The organism is Actinoplanes sp. NPDC049548 (genome assembly GCF_040676695.1).
In the GTDB taxonomy this organism is placed as follows: domain Bacteria; phylum Actinomycetota; class Actinomycetes; order Mycobacteriales; family Micromonosporaceae; genus Actinoplanes.
In genome coordinates this window covers 82,094-100,592 of record NZ_JBFAPM010000003.1, presented here as the reverse complement: position 1 = coordinate 100,592, position 18,499 = coordinate 82,094, and the positions used below count along the sequence as shown (strand labels likewise).

Sequence of the window (18,499 nt, the reverse complement as noted above, 5' to 3'; positions counted from 1 at the left end):
CGCCGGCCGGATCAAGGCGGTTGTCCGAAGCCTCGAACCGCCGCACGGGAAGGGACCTGCGTGCAGTTCCCGAGAGGCAGGTGTCGTTCGGCGGACCGCTCTTCAGGCGTCTCGCTGCGCCTCGAAGTGGTTCTTCATGGCAGGGTAGTAGTCGTCGAAGGTCGGCATCGGTGTGCCGTCGCGCGACGCGGTCAGGGCGTCCAGGTAGTACTCCCAGCCCGGGCCGATCTCGCCGACGCCTTCCGTGTCGGTCAGGTGTTGAGTGAAGCGGAGCTCGGTCACGCCGGCGGTCTCGGTGAGCTCCATGTCCAGGTACCAGTTTCCGTGGTCTCCCTCGGCGGAGAGGGCCAGCCGGCGGGGTGGGTCGCAGGCGTCGATGGTCATGTCCATCCAGGGTGCGCCTTCCTCGTGCACCATCTGGACCTTGATCGGGCGGCCCGGTGCCGCGTCGCCCTCCCAGGGGCCGAACCAGCGGGCCGTGCGGTGCGGGTCGGTGAGGCTCGCCCAGACGTCCGTCACGGGGGCGTGGAACGTGCGGGTCAGGACGAGGTCGGTGCCGAACAGGCGGCCGGTGGGGGTCGGGCTCATGCGGTTTCCTCCTGGGGTCGGTGGCGGCCGGCGGCCGTGCGCCGTTCGCGGCGGGTGCGGTAGACCTCGGTCTCCAAGGCGTCGAGGTGGTGCTGCCAGCCGGACGGGCGGGTCATGCGTTCGATCCAGCCGGCCAGCTCGGCGAGGGGCGCGGTGACCAGCTCGTAGACCCGGTGGCGGCCGTCGGCCCGGTCCGACACCAGGCCGGCTTCGCGCAGCACCCGCAGGTGGCGGCTGACGGCCGGGCGGCTGATCTCGAAATGGTCGGCGATCTGGCCGGCGGACAGCGGCTCGCGCCGCAGCATCAGCAGGATCTCGCGCCGCACCGGATCGGCGATCGCCCCGGCTACCTCGTCCACGCCGGAAGCGTAACCTACTGGTTACGCTTTCGGCAATGGCGAACCCAAAGGTGTAACGCCCGGGAGGCACCCGACAGAACTGCTACTGTCGTGCCTCGTGTTGTCCCGACAAGCGGGGTGCGAATGGACGGCTTCGATCTCGCCAGACTGACGGATGTCGATTTCGAGGCGGTGTGCAAGGACCTGTTCGAGGATCTGCTCGGGGTCCGGCTCGAAATCTTCGCTCCGGGAGCCGATCAAGGGATCGATCTCCGGCATCTCGGCTCGGACGGACATCGGACCGTGGTGCAGTGCAAGCACTGGATCAAAGCCGGCCGCGCGGCCCTGATCCGCCACCTCGCCCAGCACGAGGCGGCGAAGGTGCGCCGGCTGGATCCGGCGCGATACGTTCTTGCCACCTCAGTGGATCTCACTCCGCAGTCGAAAGCGGCGATCGTGCAGGCGCTCGCCCCGTACGGAATGCGCGAGGGTGACATCTTCGGTCTCCGGGAGTTGGAGAGCGAGCTCAGGAAGCGCCCGGAGCTGGTACGACGCCATCTGCGGCTGTGGCTGACCAGTGCCGGGGTGCTGGACTCGCTGCTGTCCCGGGAGATCGTCGTCCGGTCGGCGGCCCTGGCGGCGGAGATCGAGGAGACCTCGCTCACGTACGTGCCGAACGCCAGCTTCGACCGTGCCATGAAGCTGCTGGAAAGCAAGCACGTCTGCGTTATCTCCGGGATTCCCGGCATCGGCAAGACCACCCTCGCCCATGTCGTCCTGGCGGCGCACCGAGCGGCGGGGTTCGAGATCGTCGAGGTGTCGGAGGATGCCGAGGAGGCCAACCGGCTCTGGGACGAAGCCGTTCCTCAGGTGTTCTACTACGACGACTTCCTGGGTCAGACGACCCTGGAGGACAAGCTCCACAAGAACGAGGACGTGCGCATCATCTCGCTTCTTCGTCGCTCCAGCAGATCCGCGGGGAAACGGTTCGTGCTCACCACTCGCGAATACATTCTGGCGCAGGCGCGGGCGCGGTACGAAAAGCTCGCCAGCCAGGATTTCGACACCCTGGGCTGCGTTCTCGACCTCGCCGACTACACGCCCCTGATCCGGGCCGAGATCCTCTACAACCATCTCTACTTCTCCCGCCTGGGACCGCGGCAACGCGCCTACTTCGCCGCTCCCGAGGCGTACTGGCCCATCATCCGGCACAAGAACTTCAACCCTCGGCTCGTGAGCGCGACCATCGACGCCTTCGTCGACGAGACGTTTGCGCCGCAGGAGGTCTTCGAGGCGATCCTGGAGAACCTCACGCGTCCCATGCGCCTGTGGGCGCACATCGTCGAGGAGCAGCTGGGGGAGTCCGACGTCCATGTCCTGCTCTGCCTGCTGCTCTTCGGAGGCTCGGCCCGGACCGACGAGCTGCAGACAGCCTGGACGGCCTATCGCCGGCACCTGGCCGCACCCGTCGACCTCGAGCGGATGCGCCGATCGCTGCGGGTTCTCGACGGAACGGTCACCCGGGGAGCCGACAGCGTCCGCGGCCGGCCGGGCGTGGTGTTCCACAACCCTTCCATCCGCGACTACATGGGCGAGTACGTGCGAGAGCGCCCGGACGTCTTCCTGGCGTTGGTCGCGTCGGCGGTCTACTACGACCAGATCGCGGCATGCCGGCCCCTGCTCCGGGGCCTCCGGTCCGCCGACACCGCGCTTGTGGCGGAGCTACGGCGCTCGCTGGTGGCGCGTTCGATCGAGATGATGGACGAGTCGGCTCCGGCGACGAGATACCACAGCGAGCTGGACAAGCTGACGACGCTCCTGCTCGTCTCGGAGGACTTCGACCTCGCCGAGCTGAGCGACCATGTGGCCGGCCGTCTTGACGACGGCACCGACGTGTTCGCGTCTGCCGGCGACCCCGACGACGTGGCGCAGTTCGTCCGCGCCGTCGAGTCCTCGCACGAACCGCGCGTCCGGGACCATGCGGCGCGTCTCGCCGGCCTCGCCGTCAAGGACGCCCTGGGAGATCTTGGCAGTTGGGACGGTTGCCTCTGGGCCGAAGCGGTACTCGACGGGCTCGCGGAGCTTGCTCCGCGAGCCGCCGTGGAGGAGGTCGAGGCCGCCAAGATGCGGTTGGCGATCCGGGAGTTCGAGTGGTGGTCCGAAGGGGACGGACCGCTGGACTCGGAGATCTTCGACTTCGCCGAGTCGTTCAGCGACCCCGAGGCGGTCTTCCCCCAGTTCGACCTCGTCCGCCGGGCGCACGGGACAAGGACCGTGCTCGACCCGCCGGCGAGTCACGCGGGTACGGCACATGCTTCGACCGAGGAGATGAACGAGCGGATCATCAGGATGTTCTCGTCGCTCGGCCGGGACGCGGCCGGCCTCTGATCTCGCCGGCCCCGGTGCGGAAGGCTTCGCTGCTACGGCCGTACCGGAAAAAGGCGGTGCCCGGTCACGAAGACCGGGCACCGCTGGGTTTCTGGTCAGATCTGGGCGAGCGTCCCCGCATACATCTTGTCGATCTGCTCGGCGAAGTTCTGCTCGACGCTGCGCCGCTTGATCTTCATGGACGGGGTGATCTCGCCCTGCTCGATGCTGAGGTCGCGGGGGAGGATTGCGAACTTCTTGACCGTCTCCCAGCGGTTCAGCTTGCCGTTGAGCTCCTCGATGTAGCCCGCGACCAGCTTCTCCGTCTCGGGCGCCGCGACGATCTCGGCGTAGGGGCGGCCGGCGAGCGGGCCGCCTGCCGCCCAGGCGGCGATGGCGTCCTCGTCGAGGCTGATCAGCATCGTGACGAAGTTGCGGGCCTGGCCGACCACGACCGCCTGCGAGGTGTACGGGCAGACGGCCTTGAACATGCCCTCGATCGCCGACGGGGCGATGTACTTGCCGCCGGACGTCTTGACCAGGTCCTTCTTGCGGTCGGTGATGCGCAGGAAGCCGTCCGCGTCGAGCTCGCCGATGTCGCCGGTGCGGAAGAAGCCGTCCTCGGTGAACGCCTCGGCGGTCTCCTTGGGCAGGTTGTGGTAGCCGCGCATGACCGGCTTGCCGCGCAGCAGGATCTCGCCGTCGGTGTCGATGCGGCACTCGAGGTCGCCGAGGGGGCGGCCGACCGTGCCGATGCGCAGCTCGCCCATCTTGTTGACGAAGTTCGCCGCGCTGCTCTCGGTGAGGCCGTAGCCCTCCATGATCGGCAGGTTGGCGGCCGCGAAGAACTCGGCGATGTCGCGGCTCAGCGGGGCCGAACCGGAGACCAGAACCCGCAGGCGGCCGCCCAGCTTCTCCTGGAGCTTGCTGAAGACGAGCTTCTCGGCGACCGCGTACTTCGCCTTCAGGGCGGCGGGGACCGGCTTGCCCTCCTGCTCGAGCGCCACCTTCTGCCGGCCCGTCGCGACCGCCCAGCCGAAGATCTTGGCCTTGAGGCCGCCCGCGCTGACCGCGGTGGTGACAGTCTTGTTGTAGACCTTCTCGAAGATCCGGGGGGCCGCGCACATCAGGGTCGGCTTGACCACGGCGAGCATGTCGACGAGCTTGTCGACCCGGCCGTCGATGTATGTCGGGACGCCCACGTGCAGGATGCCGCAGAGCAGCGACTTGCCGAACGAGTGGGACAGCGGCAGCCACAGGTACTGCAGGTCGGTGGACTCGAACAGGCCCAGCCCGGCCTGCGCGACGCCCTCCCAGCACCAGCCGCCGTGCAGCAGCTGCACGCCCTTGGGGCGCCCGGTGGTGCCGGAGGTGTAGATCAGGGTGGCGATGTTGTCCGGGCCGATGGTCTCGGCGATCCGCTCGACGAGGTCCGGTGTCTCGGCCAGCGCCGCCCGACCGCGCTCCTCGAGCTCGGCCAGGGTCAGCTGGGGCGGCTGGGCCGAGGCGTCCGCGAGGCCGTCGATGAGCACGACGTGGGTCACCGAGGTGTCCGCACCGGAGAGCTTGAGCGCCTGCTTCGGGTTCTCCGCGACCAGGATCTTGGAGCCGGAGTCGGCGACGATGTACGCCGCGTCCTCGGGCTCGGTCGTCGGGTAGACCGTGGTGGTCGCGCCGCCGGCACAGTTGACGCCCAGGTCGACCAGGGCCCACTCCAGCCGGGTGTTGGACAGGATGGCGACCCGGTCCTCCAGCCCGATCCCGAGTCCCACCAGGCCGGCCGCGACGGCCTTCGCCCGCTCACCCACCTGGGCCCAGGTCAGCCAGGTCATCCCGGTGTCGTCCGCGGTGGGCACGGCGAACGCCTGGCCGTTCGGAGTGGCCTGCACCCGCTGCAGGAACATATCCGGGATCGAGCGGTAGGGAACCTCGAGAGCCATCGGCGCCGCCTCTTTGCGTCTATGGGGGTTACAGCCGTGTTACCGAAGAGTATTGCCAGGAAGCGGCGGACGGAAGGGTGGCCCCGGCCTCGGTTGCATCATAGCGACGGCCGGGCGCTGGTATGGCCCATTCGATATAGAGGTACGTCGACGTATTGCCCCTACTGTCTCTCTCATCGGCAGCAGGCGCGAGAGAGGAAAAGCATGGCGATTCGACGTCCCCGACGCAGCCAGGTGCTGGCCGTCGGTCTGCTCGCTCTGGCCACGACCGCCGCGACCGTGACCCCGGCCGCGGCCGCCCCCGCCACCGGCCAGGTCCGGCTCGCGGGCACCGCCGAGGCGATCCCCGGCAGCTACATCGTCGTTCTCAAGGACTCAGCGGTCGGCGGCAAGGCCGGCAGCCAGAAGGCGGCCGCGGCGGTCGGCGCGAAGTCCGGCGCGCTCGCCCGCAGCTACGGCGGATCGGTCAAGCAGACCTTCGGCGCCGCCCTCAACGGGTTCGAAGCCACCCTCAGCCCGTCGGCGGCCGCGCGGCTCGCGGCCAACGGCGACGTCGCGTACGTCGAGCAGAACCAGCGCGTCTCGCTGCTCGCCACGCAGACGAACGCCACCTGGGGCCTGGACCGCATCGACCAGCGCAACCGGCCGCTGAGCACCACGTACACGTACTCGCAGACGGCGTCGAACGTGACCGCGTACATCATCGACACCGGCATCAAGTACACGCACAACGACTTCGGCGGGCGGGCCAGCTTCGGCTACGACGCCGTCGGCAGCGGTGGTGTGGACTGCAACGGCCACGGCACGCACGTGGCGGGCACGGTCGGCGGCACCACCTACGGCGTCGCCAAGCAGGTCCGGCTGGTCGGCGTCCGGGTGCTGAACTGCTCCGGCTCGGGGACCACCGCGGGCGTCGTCGCCGGCGTCAACTGGGTCACGCAGAACGCCCGCAAGCCCGCCGTGGCCAACATGAGCCTCGGCGGCGGCGCCAGCACCGCCCTGGACAACGCCGTCGCCAGCTCGATCAGCTCGGGTGTCACGTACGCCCTCGCGGCGGGCAACTCGAACGCCAACGCCTGCAGCACCTCGCCGGCCCGGGTGGCCTCGGCCATCACCGTCGGCGCCACCACGAGCACCGACGCCCGCGCGTCGTACTCGAACTACGGCACCTGCCTGGACATCTTCGCGCCGGGCTCGTCCATCACGTCCGACTGGTACTCCAGCAACACCGCCACCAACACGATCAGCGGCACCTCGATGGCCTCGCCGCACGTCGCCGGCGCGGCGGCCCTGGTCCTGTCGGCCAACCCCGGCTACAGCCCGGCCCAGGTGCGCGACTCGCTGGTGAACAACGCGACACCGAACGTGGTCACCGGCGCGGGCTCGGGCTCGCCGAACCGGTTGCTCTTCGTCAGCTGAGCACAACCAGCAGTGCCCGGGCTTCGTCGGCCCGGGCACTGCTGTGTGGGTTCCTCTTCATCGGTACGGCCGTTGCCGCCCCGCCTTCCGCAGCGGGGCCGGATGGATCAGTCGTCGGACCCGTGGCCCCCGTGCCGGCGGCCCTTGTCGTCCGCCTGGGTGTCGTCGCCGCCGCGACCGCGGTCGTCGGCCTGGGTGTCGTCGCCGCCGCGGCCCCGGTCGTCGGCCTGGGTGTCGTCGCTGCCGCGACCGCGGTCGTCGGCCTTTGTGTCGTCGCTGCCCCGGCCGCGGCCCCGGTCGTCGGTGCCGTTGTCGTCGCTGCTGCGCACGCGGTTGCGGCTGCCGCCCTTGTCGTCGGCGTCCTGCCGGTGCCGGACGACGGCGCCCGTCGCGCGGTCCACGTCGATGTCGTGCTCCACTGAGCCGTTGCGCACCTCGATGTCCCACACCGCGCGGCCGTGCTCGGTCTCGCTCTCCGCCTTGGTGACCCGGCCGCCCCCGGCCGCCCGCACCGCGATGACCTTCGCGGCGTCGAGGCTGATCGCGCCCGCGTCCGACGGCGACGAGGACGAGGACGACGGGGCCGGCGTGGCCGAGTCGTCGGAGGAGTCGTTGCCCGAGTCGTCGCTGAACGTCGGAGCCGGGGTGGCGACGTCGCCGTTCGGCAGCATCGGCACGGCGCCGGACGAGTCGTCGGCGCCGTCCGAGGCGAGCGCCACGCCGCCGAGGGCGAGCGCGAAGACCGCGCCGGCGGCCAGGGTCGAGGCGGTACGAAGCCTGTTCATGGGTTCCTCCGTGTGTGGCGTGAATGTGACACCAGGAAGATCCCGCGGTACGCCCTATGGTGGCGCTGTGTGATCGCTAAGGGCGGGTTAAGGCTTGCGGTAGACGGAGATGTGGTCGCGGGACTCCGGTCCAGAGCGCTCAGCCGGGTGGCAGCGCTGGTACCCCGGTGAGCTCGAGGCATACCCGGCCACCGCCGCCCGGGGCGGTCTTCACCCGCAGGGAGCCGCCGGACGCCTCCGCGGCGCGGCGGGCGATGTCGAGGCCCAGCCCGGTCGAGCCGCTGCCCGACGCGCCGCGGCGCTGGGCGCCCGGAGGGAACCCAGGGCCGTCGTCGTCGACGGTGAGCACGGCACCGCCGCCGGGGCGGGGCGCCAGCGACACCCCGAACGCGGTGCCGTCGGGGGTGTGCGCGAAGACGTTGCCGAGCAGGGCGTCGAGGGCGGCGGCCAGCTCGTCGGCGGGGATCGCCACCGGCAGGGGGCCGTGCGGCACCTCCCGGCGTACCCGTCGGTCGGTGTCCTCGGCCAGCACGGTCCAGAAGGCGACCCGGTCGGTGACCACCGCCGTCGCGTCGCAGGCCTGCCGTTCGCCGCCGCGGCGGCGGGCCTGCTGGATCACCGTGGTGACCGCCCGCGCGATCCCGTCGGCGGCCGCGGCGACCCGCTCGGCCTCGGCCGGATCGCGCAACGACTCGGCCTCCAGCCGCAGCGCGGTCAGCGGCGTGCGCAGCCGGTGCGACAGGTCGGCCACCTGTTCGCGCTCGTCGCGCAGCAGGTCCTGGATGCGCCCGGCGAGGTGGTTGAGCGCGAGCGCCACCTCGCGGACCTCGGGCGGGCCGGCCGGTGTGGCCCGCGCCGACAGCTCGGCCCGGGCCAGCCGGTGCGACACCGCCGACAGGTCCGCGATCGGGGCGACCAGCGTCCGGGCCAGGCGGTCGGCGACGACGAGGCCGAGGACCACCAGCGCCAGTCCCAGCCCGGCGAGCGCCAGCCAGGAGCGGGTGACGCCGCGGCTCAGCTCCGCCTCGGGCACGACCGTGCGGACCACGTACGTGCCGCGGGTGCTCGCCACGGGCACGACCACCTCCCGGCCCGCCGCGGTGTCGACGGCGAAGGACTCGAGCTGTGCCGCGGACAGCGCGACGGCGGGGGTGGGGGCGGCGTCCTGCCCGATCACCGCGCCGTCGGGTGCGAAGACGCTGACCGGCAGGGGCTGACCGTCGACGGCGAGAGCGAGGTCGGTGTCGGTGCCGATCAGCGGGACGATCGTCTGCAGCACGCCGTTGGCGCGGCTGATCGCCCGGTCCTCGGCCACCTGCCGCACCAGCAGCGCGAGCGGCACCAGGAACGCGATGAGGACCAGGCACGTCGTCGCCGCGACGAGCAGGGTCAGCCGGCGCCTCATGCCGGTTCGCTCAGGCGTACGCCCACGCCGCGCACGGTGTGCAGGTAGCGCGGCTCCTGCGCGGTCTCACCGAGCTTGCGGCGCAGCCAGGACAGGTGCACGTCGACGGTCTTGTCGGCGCCGCCGTACGGGACCTGCCACACCTCGCTGAGCAGCTCCCGCTTGGTGACCACCTGCCCGGCCCGGGTGGCCAGGTGATGCAGCAGGTCGAACTCGCGCGGGGTCAGGTCCAGGCTCGCCCCGTCGAGCGTCGCGGTCCGCGCCCCCGCGTCGATGCGCAGCCCGCCGACGCTCAGCGCGGCCGGCTCGGCGCCACTCGGGCCGCCGCGGCGCAGCACCGCCCGGATGCGCGCGTCGAGCTGCGCGGCGGTGAACGGCTTGACGATGTAGTCGTCGGCGCCCGCGTCCAGCACCTGCACGATCTCGATCTCGTCGTCGCGGGCAGTCGCGACGATGACCGGCACGGTGCTCACGGCGCGCAGCATCCGCAGCAGCTCGCGGCCGTCGAGGTCGGGCAGCCCGAGGTCCAGCACCACCAGGTCGGGGCGCTCGGCCAGGGCCGTCTGGAGCCCGTCCATCGCGGTGTGCGAGGCGGCGACCGCGTGGCCGCGCTCCCGCAGCGCGCGCAGCAGCGACGTCCGGATAGCCGGGTCGTCCTCGATCAGCAGCAGGTGGGCCACGCAGGCAACCTATCCCGCCGTACCGGACGAAACGGGGTCCTTAACCGTCCTTTAGCGTGCCTGCGAGCCCGCGTTAGCGTCCGGCCGGGCATAGTCGACCCCGTGAACCGACGTACGCTGCTCGTGACCGCCGGCTGGGCCGGCGCGGCCGTCCTCGCCGTGCTGGTCGGCATCGCCATGATCGGCGACATCGGCGCCGACCTCACCGATGCCGGCAGCCGGCCGCGCACCGAGGCCCAGGTGGCCCGGGAGCTGGCGAGCCTGCCGTCGGCCGCACCGTCGGTGCCCTCCGCGTCCCCCGCGCGCTCCCGGCCGGCCCCGTCGGTGTCGCAGGCGACCGGCGCGTCGCCTGCCGCGGTCAGCCGGACGCTCGCGACCCGCGGCGGCACGGTCGTCGCCCGCTGCGTCGCCGGGCGGTCCCAGATCGTCACCATGTCGCCGGCGCCCGGCTTCTCGCTGCACGAGCAGGACGGCAACGAGGGCGAGTTCCGCAGCACCTCCGACAACCACGACAGGGTGAAGTTCGAGGTCGTGTGCTCGTCCGGCCGTCCGGCCCTCGCCGCCCACGGCGGCGGCGACGACTGACGGTTGCGCTGGAGTGAACTCCAGCGGCTAGCGTTCGGCGCATGACGACCTCCACGGGCGCGGGCATCCGCGCCGTCGCCGAGCGCACCGGCCTGAGCGTCGACACGCTGCGCTGGTACGAGAAGGAGGGCCTGCTCCCGCCCGTGCGGCGCGGGCCCGACGGCCGCCGGCGCTACGACGAGGCGGCGCTCGGGTTCCTCCAGCTGGTCAGCGCGTTGCGGCGCACCGGGATGCCGGTGGCCGACGTGCGCGCGTTCGTCCGGGCTGCGGAGGAGGGTGCGGCCTCGTACGGGCGCCGCATGGCCCTGCTGACCGCCCACCGCGCGGCGATCCAGCGGCGCCAGGAGGAGCTCCGCCGCGACCTGGGGCTGGTCGAGGCGAAGATCGCGCACTACTCCGACCTCGTCGCCCGCGGCCTCGACTGCCAGGGCCTGCCCGTCCACCCCGCGAAGGAGAACCCGTGAAGCGTGTCGAGCTCGGCGACGGCCTGACCGTCAGCGCCCTCGGATACGGCGCCATGGGCCTGGCCGACGTCTACGGCCCGGCCGAGGACACCGAGTCGCTGGCCACCCTGCACCACGCCGTCGACGCCGGGGTCACCCTCATCGACACCGCCGACGTGTACGGCGCCGGGCGCAACGAGGAGCTGGTCGGGCGCCTGCTCGCCGGCCGCCGCGACGAGGTCACCCTGGCCACGAAGTTCGGCATCGTCACCGACGGCGAGTGGCCGGCCGAGATGCGCCAGCGCGGGGACGTCGCGTACGTGCGTCAAGCCTGCGACGCCAGCCTCCGGCGCCTGGGCACGGACGTCATCGACCTCTACTACCTGCACCGCCGGGACGTGTCGGTGCCGCTGGCGGAGACCGTCGGCGCGATGGCGGAGCTGGTCCGGGCGGGCAAGGTGCGCCACCTCGGGTTGTCCGAGGTCACCGCCGGTGAGCTGCGGGAGGCGTACGCCGTCCACCCGATCGCGGCCGTGCAGAGCGAGTGGTCGCTGTGGAGCCGCGACGTCGAGCGGGCCGTCGTCCCGGCCGCCGTGGAGCTCGGCGTGGGCTTCGTGCCGTACTCGCCGCTCGGCCGCGGGTTCCTCACCGGCACGCTGGACCGGGAGGCGATCGCGGGGGACTGGCGGTCCGGGCTGTCGCGGTTCCGCGGCGAGGCGTACGACCGCAACCAGGCGGTGGTCGCCGCGGTCCGCGGCGTGGCGGCCGAGGCGGGGGCGACCCCCGCGCAGGTGGCGCTGGCGTGGCTGCGGCTGCGCGGCGAGCAGCTGGGCCTGCCGGTCGTGCCGATCCCGGGCACCCGGCGGGCGGCGCGGGTCGACGAGAACGTGGCGAGCCTCGGCGTGCGGCTCGATGCGGACCAGCTGAAGCTGCTCGACGACCTGGCGGCGGTGGTGGTCGGCCCGCGCAGCGACCACCGGGATCCCAACTGGGTGTCCGACACCCGAGAATGAGGGCGTGGACCTGGTCATCAGCCTCGACGGCGGCGGGGAGAAGACGGTCCGGGTCTACCGCGCGCTGCGGGAGGCGATCGAGGACGGCCGGCTGCCCGAGGGGCACCGGCTGCCCGCGACCCGGGTGCTCGCCGCCGACCTCGGGGTGGCGCGCAACAGTGTGGCGACGGCGTACGAGCGGCTGGTGGCCGAGGGCTACCTGGTGGCCCGGACCGGTGCGGGGACGTTCGTGGCGCCCGTACGCGAACAGCCCGCCCCGCGCCGCACCCCGGCCGACCCCCTGCGTCCCCGCGCGGGCTGGACCTTCACCCCGCTGCCGACCAGCGCCGACGTGCCCGCCCCGCGCTACGACTTCCGCACCGGCATCCCCGACGCCCGGCTGTTCCCGTTCGAGACGTGGCGCCGGTTCGTGGCCGGCGAGCTGCGGCTGCGCGCCCACGACCCGGGCGGGTACGCCGACCCCTTCGGCCTGCCGGCGTTGCGTGCGGCCATCGCCCGCTACCTCGGCTACTCGCGGTCCCTGCGGGTCGCGGCGGACGACGTGCTCGTCACGAACGGGACCCAGCACGCGCTGGACCTGATCGGGCGGGTGCTGCTGCGCCCCGGCGAGGTGGTGGCGGTCGAGGAGCCGGGCTATCCGCCGGCGCGACGGCTGTTCACGTCGCTCGGGGCGCGGGTGGTGGGCGTACCCGTGGACGGCGACGGCCTGGTCGTCGACGCGCTGCCGCGGGCCGCCCGGGTGGTCTACGTGACGCCGTCGCACCAGTTCCCGCTGGGCCGGGCGATGAGCCTGACCCGGCGGCACGCGCTGCTCGACTGGGCCGGCCGGCGTCAGGTCGCGGTGGTGGAGGACGACTACGACACCGAGTTCCGGTTCTCCGCCCGCCCGCTGGAGCCGCTGTACGGCCTCGACAACGCCGGCCGGGTGCTGCACGTCGGCACCTTCTCCAAGACGATGCTGCCCAGCGTGCGGACCGGCTACGTGCTCGCGCCGGCCGCGGTGCGCACGGCGCTGGCCGCGGCGCGGCAGCTCGGCGACGGGTACGGCCAGATCGCCGTGCAGGCCGCCCTCGCCCGCTTCATCGACGAGGGGCAGCTCGCGCGGCACGTACGCCGGGCGGTCAAGGCGTACGCGGACCGCCACACCCGCATCGTCGCGGCGCTGCACCGGCACCCCGGCCTCGAGGTCGTCCCGTCGGTGGCCGGGCTCCACGTGACGGCCCTGGCGCCGGCGTCGGCCCGGGTCGTGGCCGCGGCGAACGCCCGCGGGGTCGCGGTGGAGGACCTCGGTGACTACGGCAGCGACTCGACCGGGTTCGTGTTCGGTTTCGGCGCGATCGATCCGGCGCTGCTCGACGAGGGACTCGCGATCTTCGCCGGCGTCCTGCGCGAGACGTAGGCCACCGCCCCGGCCGCCACGACGAGGCTGAGCAACGCGGGCGGTCCGTTGAGCACCAGCAGCGCGAGGGTGGCCACGAACGCCAGCGCGGCGCCGCGGCGGGACCAGCCCGGGGGCAGCAGCTTGAGGGCGGCTGCGGTGCCGAGGACGTACACCAGCGTGAAGCAGCCGGTCACCAGCAGCATCGCGGTGTGCAGGCTGATCGGCAGCGCCACAGACACGAGGCTGCCCGCCGTGACGACGGCCAGCGACCGGCGCGGGGTGCGGAACGGGCGGGCCGGCAGGGCACCGTCGCGGGCGAGCGCCACCCCCAGCCGCGACGCCCCGGCGAGGTACGCGTTCACCGCCCCGATCGTCAGCAGCACCGCGACGACGGCGGTGACGACCCGCACCGGCCCCCCGAACCCGACCGCGAGCAGGTCGGCGAGCGGGGCCGGGCTGTTCCCGACGGCCGGACCGAGCACGAGCACGCTGGCCGCGGCCACCGCCAGGTAGAGCACGCCCACGACCAGCACGGCGGCGGCGGTGGCCCGGGGCACGTCGCGCCGCGGGTCGCGGTACTCGCCCGACAGCGACGACACCGCCTCCCAGCCGGCGAAGCCCCACACCAGGATCGCCGCCGCGGCGCCGACGCCGGACCAGCCGTGCGGGGCGAACGGCGTCAGGTTGGCCCAGCGGGCGTGCGGCAGCGCGGCGACGACGGTGACGAACAGCAGCGCCGCCAGGGCCGCGGCGAGGTAGAGCTGCACCCGGCCGGAGATCTGCAGCCCGAACCAGTTCATGGTGGCGACGAGGGCCAGCACGCCCAGGAAGGTCGCGACGACCGTGGCGCGGCCTCCGCCCGTGACGTCGGCGACGTACCCGCCCGCGAAGGCGACTGCCGGCGGTGCGCCCAGCGGAACCGCGAAGGAGAAGCACCAGCCCACCGCGGCGGCGGCCTGCGGTCCGAAGGCCAGCCGGACGTACGTGGACACCCCGCCGCCGTCGGGGTGGCGGGCGCCGAGGGCGGCGAAGGTCCAGGCGAGCGGCGCGGACAGCAGGATGAGGGCGAGCCAGGCGACCAGGGAGGCCGGCCCGGCCACCTGGGCGGCCAGCGCGGGCATCGAGATGACGCCGGTGCCGAGGACGGCGCCGACGCTGAGGGCGGTGCCCTGGGCTCGGGTCAGCATGGGCCCACCGTAGGGCGCGGATTGGCCCTACGTCCGGGCCAATCCCGTGCTGATCGGAGGGGCCAATCTCACATGGCCAGCCGGGCCGTGCGGATGCTGTCGTCCCCGGTCACGTCGACGCGGGCGACCCGCTGGCGCCCGGAGAGGAAGAGCACCAGCTCGCCCGGCTCGCCGAGCAGCGTGGTGGCCGGTTCGCCGTCGCCGACCTGGAACGCGCCGAAACCGGGCGCCTCCACCCGGACCGGCCGGCCGAGCCGGCGCAGGGCGAGCCGCGCGGTGAGCTTCAGCGCCTTCCAGATCGCGGCCTGCTCGCCGCGGTCGAGGACGCGGGGCTCCCAGCCCGGCCGGGCCCGGCGTACGTCCTCGTGGTGGATGAAGAACTCGACGGTGTTGAAGAGCTCGTCGGTGGCGGGGTTGCTGACCGGGCTCCACCACGGCGGCCGGCGGATCTCGTCGACCACCTCGGCGTACGGCTGGGCGGCCTTGGCGCGGCGCACGTGCTCACCGTGGCCGGCGAGGGGCGGCACCAGCACGCCGATCATGGCGTCCGGCCGGCGCTCGCGGACGACCAGGTGCGCGGCGAGGTCGCGGGCGGTCCAGCCCGTACACATCGTCGGCGCCTCCGGCCCGACCTCGAGCAGCAGATCCGCGAGGAGCGTCCGTTCGACACGCGCATAACCGGCCATGAATGACAGGTCTACCCGGGCTGCGCGCGGATGTAACAGCGGACACAATGTAAATCCCGTGGCTTCGGGCAACCGGTTCGGCAGGATGGATCGGTAAGGCCGCATCGGCCGGCAGGGACTTACTTCAGGGCGGGGGACATTGACCACGACGGCCAGCCGTGACGTGCTCGGTCGCGGCCTTCGCGTGCTCGGGCGCGCGATCCGCACCGAGCCCCGCCTCTTCGCCATCGGCGCCGCCGGCAGCAGCCTGTTCGGCCTGCTCGTCATCGCCAACTCGTACGTCGTCGGCGCGGTCATCGGGCACGTGGTCGTGCCCGCGTTCACCGAGCACCGGGCCGGCGCGGCCGAGCTGGGCCTGATCGCGGCCGCGTTCATCGGCATCTCGGTGCTGCGGGTGGCGAGCATCTTCGGCCGCCGGCTCGGCGCGGGCTTCATGCAGTTCCGGCTGCAGGCCCGCTACCGGCGCGCGGTGACCCGCCGCTACCTGTCCCTGCCCCCTGCCTGGCATCAGCGGCACGCCACGGGCACGTTGCTGTCGAACGCCAACTCCGACGTCGAGGCCGCCTTCGTCCCGATCGCGCCGCTGCCGTTCGCCGTCGGCACGATCGTGATGATCCTGGCGGCGGTGGTCTCGCTCTTCCTCACCGACCGGGTGCTCGCCCTGGTGGGCGTCTGCCTCTTCCCGGCGCTGTTCGGCCTCAACTACGTCTACTCGCGGCGGATGTCGCCCCGGCAGATCCGCGCCCAGCGGCTGCGCGCGAAGGTCAGCGCGGTCGCGCACGAGAGCTTCGACGGCGCGCTGGTGGTCAAGACCATGGGTCGTGAGGCCGCGGAGTCGCAGCGCTTCCAGGTGCACGTGGCGGAGCTGCGCGACGCGCTCATCGCCGTCGGCCGGCTGCGCGGCCTCTTCGACCCGCTGATGGACGCCCTGCCCAGCGTCGGCACGCTGGCGGTGCTCCTGCTCGGCGCGTGGCGGCTGCAGACCGGCGCCATCAGCGTCGGCGAGCTGGTCAGCGTCGCGTTCCTGTTCACCGTGCTGGCCTTCCCGGTGCGCGCGATCGGCTGGGTGGTCGCCGAGCTGCCGCGCAGCGTCGCCGGCTGGGAGCGGGTCCAGGCCGTGCTCGCCGCCGAGGGCGACCTCGCCTACGGCACGACTGAGCCCACCGCGCAGGGTCCGGCGGCGCTCACCTTCGACCAGGTCCACTTCTCGTACGGCGAGGGCCCCGAGGTCCTGCACGACGTCTCCTTCACCGTCCCGGCCGGGCGCACGGTGGCGCTGGTCGGCGCGACCGGCTCCGGCAAGTCGACGATCGCGTCGCTGGCCGTGCGCCTGGTCGACCCCGACAGCGGCACCGTCTCGGTGGACGGCACCCCGCTGCCCGAGCTGACCGAGCAGGCGCTGGCCTCGACGTCGGCGCTCGTGCCCCAGGTGCCCTTCGTCTTCGACGACACCGTGCGCGGCAACGTCACCCTGGAGCGCGACGGCGTCGGCGACGCCGAGGTGTGGGCGGCGCTGCGGCTCGCGGAGGCCGACGGGTTCGTGGCGAACCTGCCCGAGGCGCTGGACACCGCGGTCGGTGAGCGCGGCACCTCGCTCTCCGGTGGGCAGCGGCAGCGGCTCACGCTGGCCCGCGCGCTGGCCGGGCGGCCCCGGCTGCTCGTGCTCGACGACGCCACGAGCGCGGTCGACCCGCGCGTGGAGGCGGCCATCCTGGCGTCGCTGCGCGGTCACGACGCCGGCGCCTCGATCCTCGTGGTGGCCTACCGGCGGGCGACGATCGCCCTGGCCGACGAGGTGGTGTACCTGGAGGACGGCAAGGTCGTCGCCACCGGCACGCACCCGCACCTCATGGCCACCGAGCCGGGATACCTGGCGCTGGTCACCGCGTACGAGCAGGGAGTGCACCCGTGAGCACGGCGGTCGTGGAAGAGGGAACGCTCGCGACCGTGCGGCGGGGCATCGCGCTGTCGCCCGAGCTGCGGCCCGGGCTCGCCGGCACGCTGGCGCTCGCCTTCGTCTCGATGGCGGGCCGGGTCGCCGTGCCGATCGCGATCCAGCAGGGCATCGACCGGGGCATCCGCGCGCCCGGCGGCCCGCACCTGGGCACGGTCGGCCTGATCGTGCTGCTCACCCTGGGGGTCCTCGCCGTCTCGACCTCCTGCGGGTACGCGATGACCCGCCGGCTGTTCACCGTCAGCGAGACCGCCCTCGCCGGCCTGCGCGCCCGCACGTTCCGGCACATCCACGATCTGTCGATGCTGCACCAGCAGTCGGAGCGGCGCGGCTCGCTGGTCTCGCGGGTCACCGGCGACGTCGACCAGATCACCCAGTTCCTGCAGACCGGCGGCGTGATGCTGCTGCTCACCAGCGGCCAGGTCGTGGTCACCACCGTGGTGATGATCGTCTACTCGTGGCAGCTCACGCTGGTGGTGTTCGCCGCGTTCGTGCCGGCCGTCATCGTCATCCGGCTCTTCCAGAAGCGCCTCGCCGGGGTCTACCGCACGGTGCGGGAGCGCACCGGCATCATGCTGGGCGCGGTCGCCGAGAGCGTCGTCGGGGCCACCGTGATCCGGGCGTACGGGGTGGCGGGGCGCACCGAGAAGCGGCTCGACACCGCCATCGACGACCTGCGCGTGGCCCAGCAACGGGCCCTGCGGACCAGCGTCACCAGCTTCTCCACCGGTGAGCTGGCGGCCGGGGTGGCGCTGGCCGCGGTCGTCGTGGTCGGCGTGCTGCTCGGCGTGGACGGTGGGCTGAGCGTCGGCCGGCTCACCGCGTTCCTGTTCCTGGTGACACTCTTCATCCAGCCGGTGCAGATCGCCACCGAGGTGCTCAACGAGGCGCAGAACGCGGTGGCGGGCTGGCGCCGGGTGCTGGACGTGCTCGACATCCGGCCGGACGTCGCCGACCCGGGCACCGACGGGGTGGCGCTGCCGCCGGGGCCGCTGTCGGTGCGCTTCCGCGACGTGTCGTACCGCTATCCGGGCGGGCCGGTCGTCCTCTCCGGGGTGGATCTCGAGATTCCGGCACGGACCAGGGTCGCGGTGGTGGGGGAGACCGGCAGCGGCAAGACGACCTTCGCGAAGCTGCTGATCCGGCTCATGGACCCGGCCGGCGGCGAGGTGCTGCTCGGCGGGACGCCGCTGACCGCCGTGCGGTTCGAGTCGCTGCGCTCGCGTGTCGTGATGGTGCCGCAGGACGGGTTCCTCTTCGACGCGACCGTGGCCGAGAACATCCGCTTCGCCCGGCCCGCCCTCACCGACGGCGAGCTGGAGACCGCCTTCGCCGAGCTGGGGCTGGCGGACTGGCTCGCCGGCTTGCCGCGCGGCCTGGACACCCCGGTCGGCGAGCGCGGGGAGTCGCTCAGCGTGGGGGAGCGGCAGCTGGTCGCTCTGGTACGGGCGTACGTGGCGGATCCCGACCTGCTCGTGCTCGACGAGGCGACCAGCGCGGTCGACCCGGCCACCGAGGTACGCCTGCAGCGCGCCCTCGACACCGTCACCCGGGGGCGGACGACGGTGGCGATCGCGCACCGGCTGTCCACCGCCGAGTCGGCCGACGAGGTGATCGTGGTCGACGCGGGCCGGGTCGTGCAACGCGGCCCGCATGCGGACCTGCTGCGCGACCCGGAGTCCATCTACGCCAAGCTCTACGCGAGCTGGTTGGAGCAGACGCGCTGAG

The 18,499-nt window shown here is 72.8% G+C and carries 16 protein-coding genes; 8 read left to right on the top strand and 8 right to left on the bottom strand.

Going from position 1 to position 18,499, the window contains the following annotated elements:
• Positions 1-102: 102 nt before the first annotated feature.
• Positions 103-588: an SRPBCC family protein gene (locus AB0J80_RS07620; protein ID WP_364701507.1), complete on the bottom strand. Its 486-nt coding sequence runs from the start codon at positions 586-588 to the stop codon at positions 103-105.
• Positions 585-947, bottom strand: coding sequence for a metalloregulator ArsR/SmtB family transcription factor (locus AB0J80_RS07615; protein ID WP_364701505.1), 363 nt, complete (start codon positions 945-947; stop codon positions 585-587). Before AB0J80_RS07615 ends, AB0J80_RS07620 begins: the two co-directional genes overlap by 4 nt.
• 123 nt (positions 948-1,070) lie before the next feature.
• Here AB0J80_RS07615 and AB0J80_RS07610 point away from each other — a divergent pair, with 123 nt between their 5' ends.
• The gene (locus AB0J80_RS07610) at positions 1,071-3,314 is read left to right on the top strand and encodes a restriction endonuclease (protein ID WP_364701503.1); all 2,244 of its coding nucleotides are present in this window, start codon (positions 1,071-1,073) and stop codon (positions 3,312-3,314) included.
• A 95-nt stretch (positions 3,315-3,409) separates the two neighbouring features.
• Here AB0J80_RS07610 and AB0J80_RS07605 read toward each other — a convergent pair whose 3' ends face one another.
• Positions 3,410-5,233 carry a long-chain fatty acid--CoA ligase gene (locus AB0J80_RS07605; protein ID WP_364701501.1) on the bottom strand — a complete coding sequence of 608 codons (1,824 nt, stop codon included), beginning with the start codon at positions 5,231-5,233 and terminating at the stop codon, positions 3,410-3,412.
• A gap of 204 nt (positions 5,234-5,437) precedes the next feature.
• On the opposite strand from AB0J80_RS07605, the gene AB0J80_RS07600 reads away from it, so the two are divergent.
• The gene (locus tag AB0J80_RS07600) at positions 5,438-6,652 is read left to right on the top strand and encodes a S8 family peptidase (RefSeq protein ID WP_364701499.1); all 1,215 of its coding nucleotides are present in this window, start codon (positions 5,438-5,440) and stop codon (positions 6,650-6,652) included.
• Positions 6,653-6,759: 107 nt separating this feature from the next.
• On the opposite strand, the gene AB0J80_RS07595 is transcribed toward AB0J80_RS07600, so the two are convergent.
• The 3 genes from AB0J80_RS07595 to AB0J80_RS07585 form a co-directional block, all read right to left on the bottom strand.
• Positions 6,760-7,437 carry a PepSY domain-containing protein gene (locus AB0J80_RS07595; protein WP_364701497.1) on the bottom strand — a complete coding sequence of 226 codons (678 nt, stop codon included), beginning with the start codon at positions 7,435-7,437 and terminating at the stop codon, positions 6,760-6,762.
• A 139-nt stretch (positions 7,438-7,576) separates the two neighbouring features.
• On the bottom strand, positions 7,577-8,842 hold the full coding sequence (locus tag AB0J80_RS07590; protein WP_364701495.1) for a HAMP domain-containing sensor histidine kinase: 1,266 nt from the start codon (positions 8,840-8,842) through the stop codon (positions 7,577-7,579).
• The gene (locus AB0J80_RS07585) at positions 8,839-9,522 is read right to left on the bottom strand and encodes a response regulator transcription factor (protein ID WP_364701493.1); all 684 of its coding nucleotides are present in this window, start codon (positions 9,520-9,522) and stop codon (positions 8,839-8,841) included. Before AB0J80_RS07585 ends, AB0J80_RS07590 begins: the two co-directional genes overlap by 4 nt.
• Positions 9,523-9,624: 102 nt before the next feature.
• Between AB0J80_RS07585 and AB0J80_RS07580 the strand changes: the two genes are divergently transcribed.
• Genes AB0J80_RS07580 through AB0J80_RS07565 form a run of 4 tightly spaced genes read left to right on the top strand, consistent with a single transcriptional unit; the run spans position 9,625 to position 12,962 of the window.
• Positions 9,625-10,107: a hypothetical protein gene (locus AB0J80_RS07580; protein ID WP_364701492.1), complete on the top strand. Its 483-nt coding sequence runs from the start codon at positions 9,625-9,627 to the stop codon at positions 10,105-10,107.
• Between the two features lie 41 nt (positions 10,108-10,148).
• Positions 10,149-10,571 (top strand): MerR family transcriptional regulator, encoded by a 423-nt coding sequence (locus AB0J80_RS07575; RefSeq protein WP_364701490.1) that lies wholly within the window; start codon positions 10,149-10,151, stop codon positions 10,569-10,571.
• A complete protein-coding gene (locus AB0J80_RS07570; protein WP_364701488.1) occupies positions 10,568-11,563 on the top strand; it encodes an aldo/keto reductase in 996 nt (331 codons plus the stop codon). Before AB0J80_RS07575 ends, AB0J80_RS07570 begins: the two co-directional genes overlap by 4 nt.
• A gap of 4 nt (positions 11,564-11,567) precedes the next feature.
• Positions 11,568-12,962 carry a PLP-dependent aminotransferase family protein gene (locus AB0J80_RS07565; protein ID WP_364701486.1) on the top strand — a complete coding sequence of 465 codons (1,395 nt, stop codon included), beginning with the start codon at positions 11,568-11,570 and terminating at the stop codon, positions 12,960-12,962.
• Here the strand turns inward: AB0J80_RS07565 and AB0J80_RS07560 are convergent.
• Positions 12,857-14,131 (bottom strand): amino acid permease, encoded by a 1,275-nt coding sequence (locus AB0J80_RS07560; RefSeq protein ID WP_364701484.1) that lies wholly within the window; start codon positions 14,129-14,131, stop codon positions 12,857-12,859. The genes AB0J80_RS07565 and AB0J80_RS07560 overlap by 106 nt on opposite strands.
• A 68-nt stretch (positions 14,132-14,199) precedes the next feature.
• Entirely contained in the window at positions 14,200-14,817 is a 618-nt protein-coding gene (locus tag AB0J80_RS07555; protein ID WP_364701482.1) for a TIGR03085 family metal-binding protein, read from the bottom strand.
• 139 nt (positions 14,818-14,956) lie between these two features.
• On the opposite strand from AB0J80_RS07555, the gene AB0J80_RS07550 reads away from it, so the two are divergent.
• Together AB0J80_RS07550 and AB0J80_RS07545 are read left to right on the top strand one after the other, a co-directional pair.
• A complete protein-coding gene (locus tag AB0J80_RS07550; RefSeq protein ID WP_364701480.1) occupies positions 14,957-16,729 on the top strand; it encodes an ABC transporter ATP-binding protein in 1,773 nt (590 codons plus the stop codon).
• Complete coding sequence (locus AB0J80_RS07545; protein WP_364701478.1) at positions 16,726-18,498, top strand: ABC transporter ATP-binding protein; 1,773 nt, start codon at positions 16,726-16,728, stop codon at positions 18,496-18,498. The genes AB0J80_RS07550 and AB0J80_RS07545 overlap by 4 nt, the downstream gene beginning before the upstream one ends.
• Position 18,499 lies beyond the last annotated feature (1 nt).

Bases quoted from the DNA above. Each gene is read 5' to 3' on its own strand.
- AB0J80_RS07600 (WP_364701499.1), top strand. From the start codon at position 5,438: ATGGCGATTCGACGTCCCCGACGCAGCCAGGTGCTGGCCGTCGGTCTG.
- AB0J80_RS07620 (WP_364701507.1), bottom strand. From the start codon at position 588: ATGAGCCCGACCCCCACCGGCCGCCTGTTCGGCACCGACCTCGTCCTG.
- AB0J80_RS07595 (WP_364701497.1), bottom strand. From the start codon at position 7,437: ATGAACAGGCTTCGTACCGCCTCGACCCTGGCCGCCGGCGCGGTCTTC.
- AB0J80_RS07610 (WP_364701503.1), top strand. From the start codon at position 1,071: ATGGACGGCTTCGATCTCGCCAGACTGACGGATGTCGATTTCGAGGCG.
- AB0J80_RS07575 (WP_364701490.1), top strand. From the start codon at position 10,149: ATGACGACCTCCACGGGCGCGGGCATCCGCGCCGTCGCCGAGCGCACC.
- AB0J80_RS07605 (WP_364701501.1), bottom strand. From the start codon at position 5,233: ATGGCTCTCGAGGTTCCCTACCGCTCGATCCCGGATATGTTCCTGCAG.
- AB0J80_RS07560 (WP_364701484.1), bottom strand. From the start codon at position 14,131: ATGCTGACCCGAGCCCAGGGCACCGCCCTCAGCGTCGGCGCCGTCCTC.
- AB0J80_RS07590 (WP_364701495.1), bottom strand. From the start codon at position 8,842: ATGAGGCGCCGGCTGACCCTGCTCGTCGCGGCGACGACGTGCCTGGTC.
- AB0J80_RS07555 (WP_364701482.1), bottom strand. From the start codon at position 14,817: ATGGCCGGTTATGCGCGTGTCGAACGGACGCTCCTCGCGGATCTGCTG.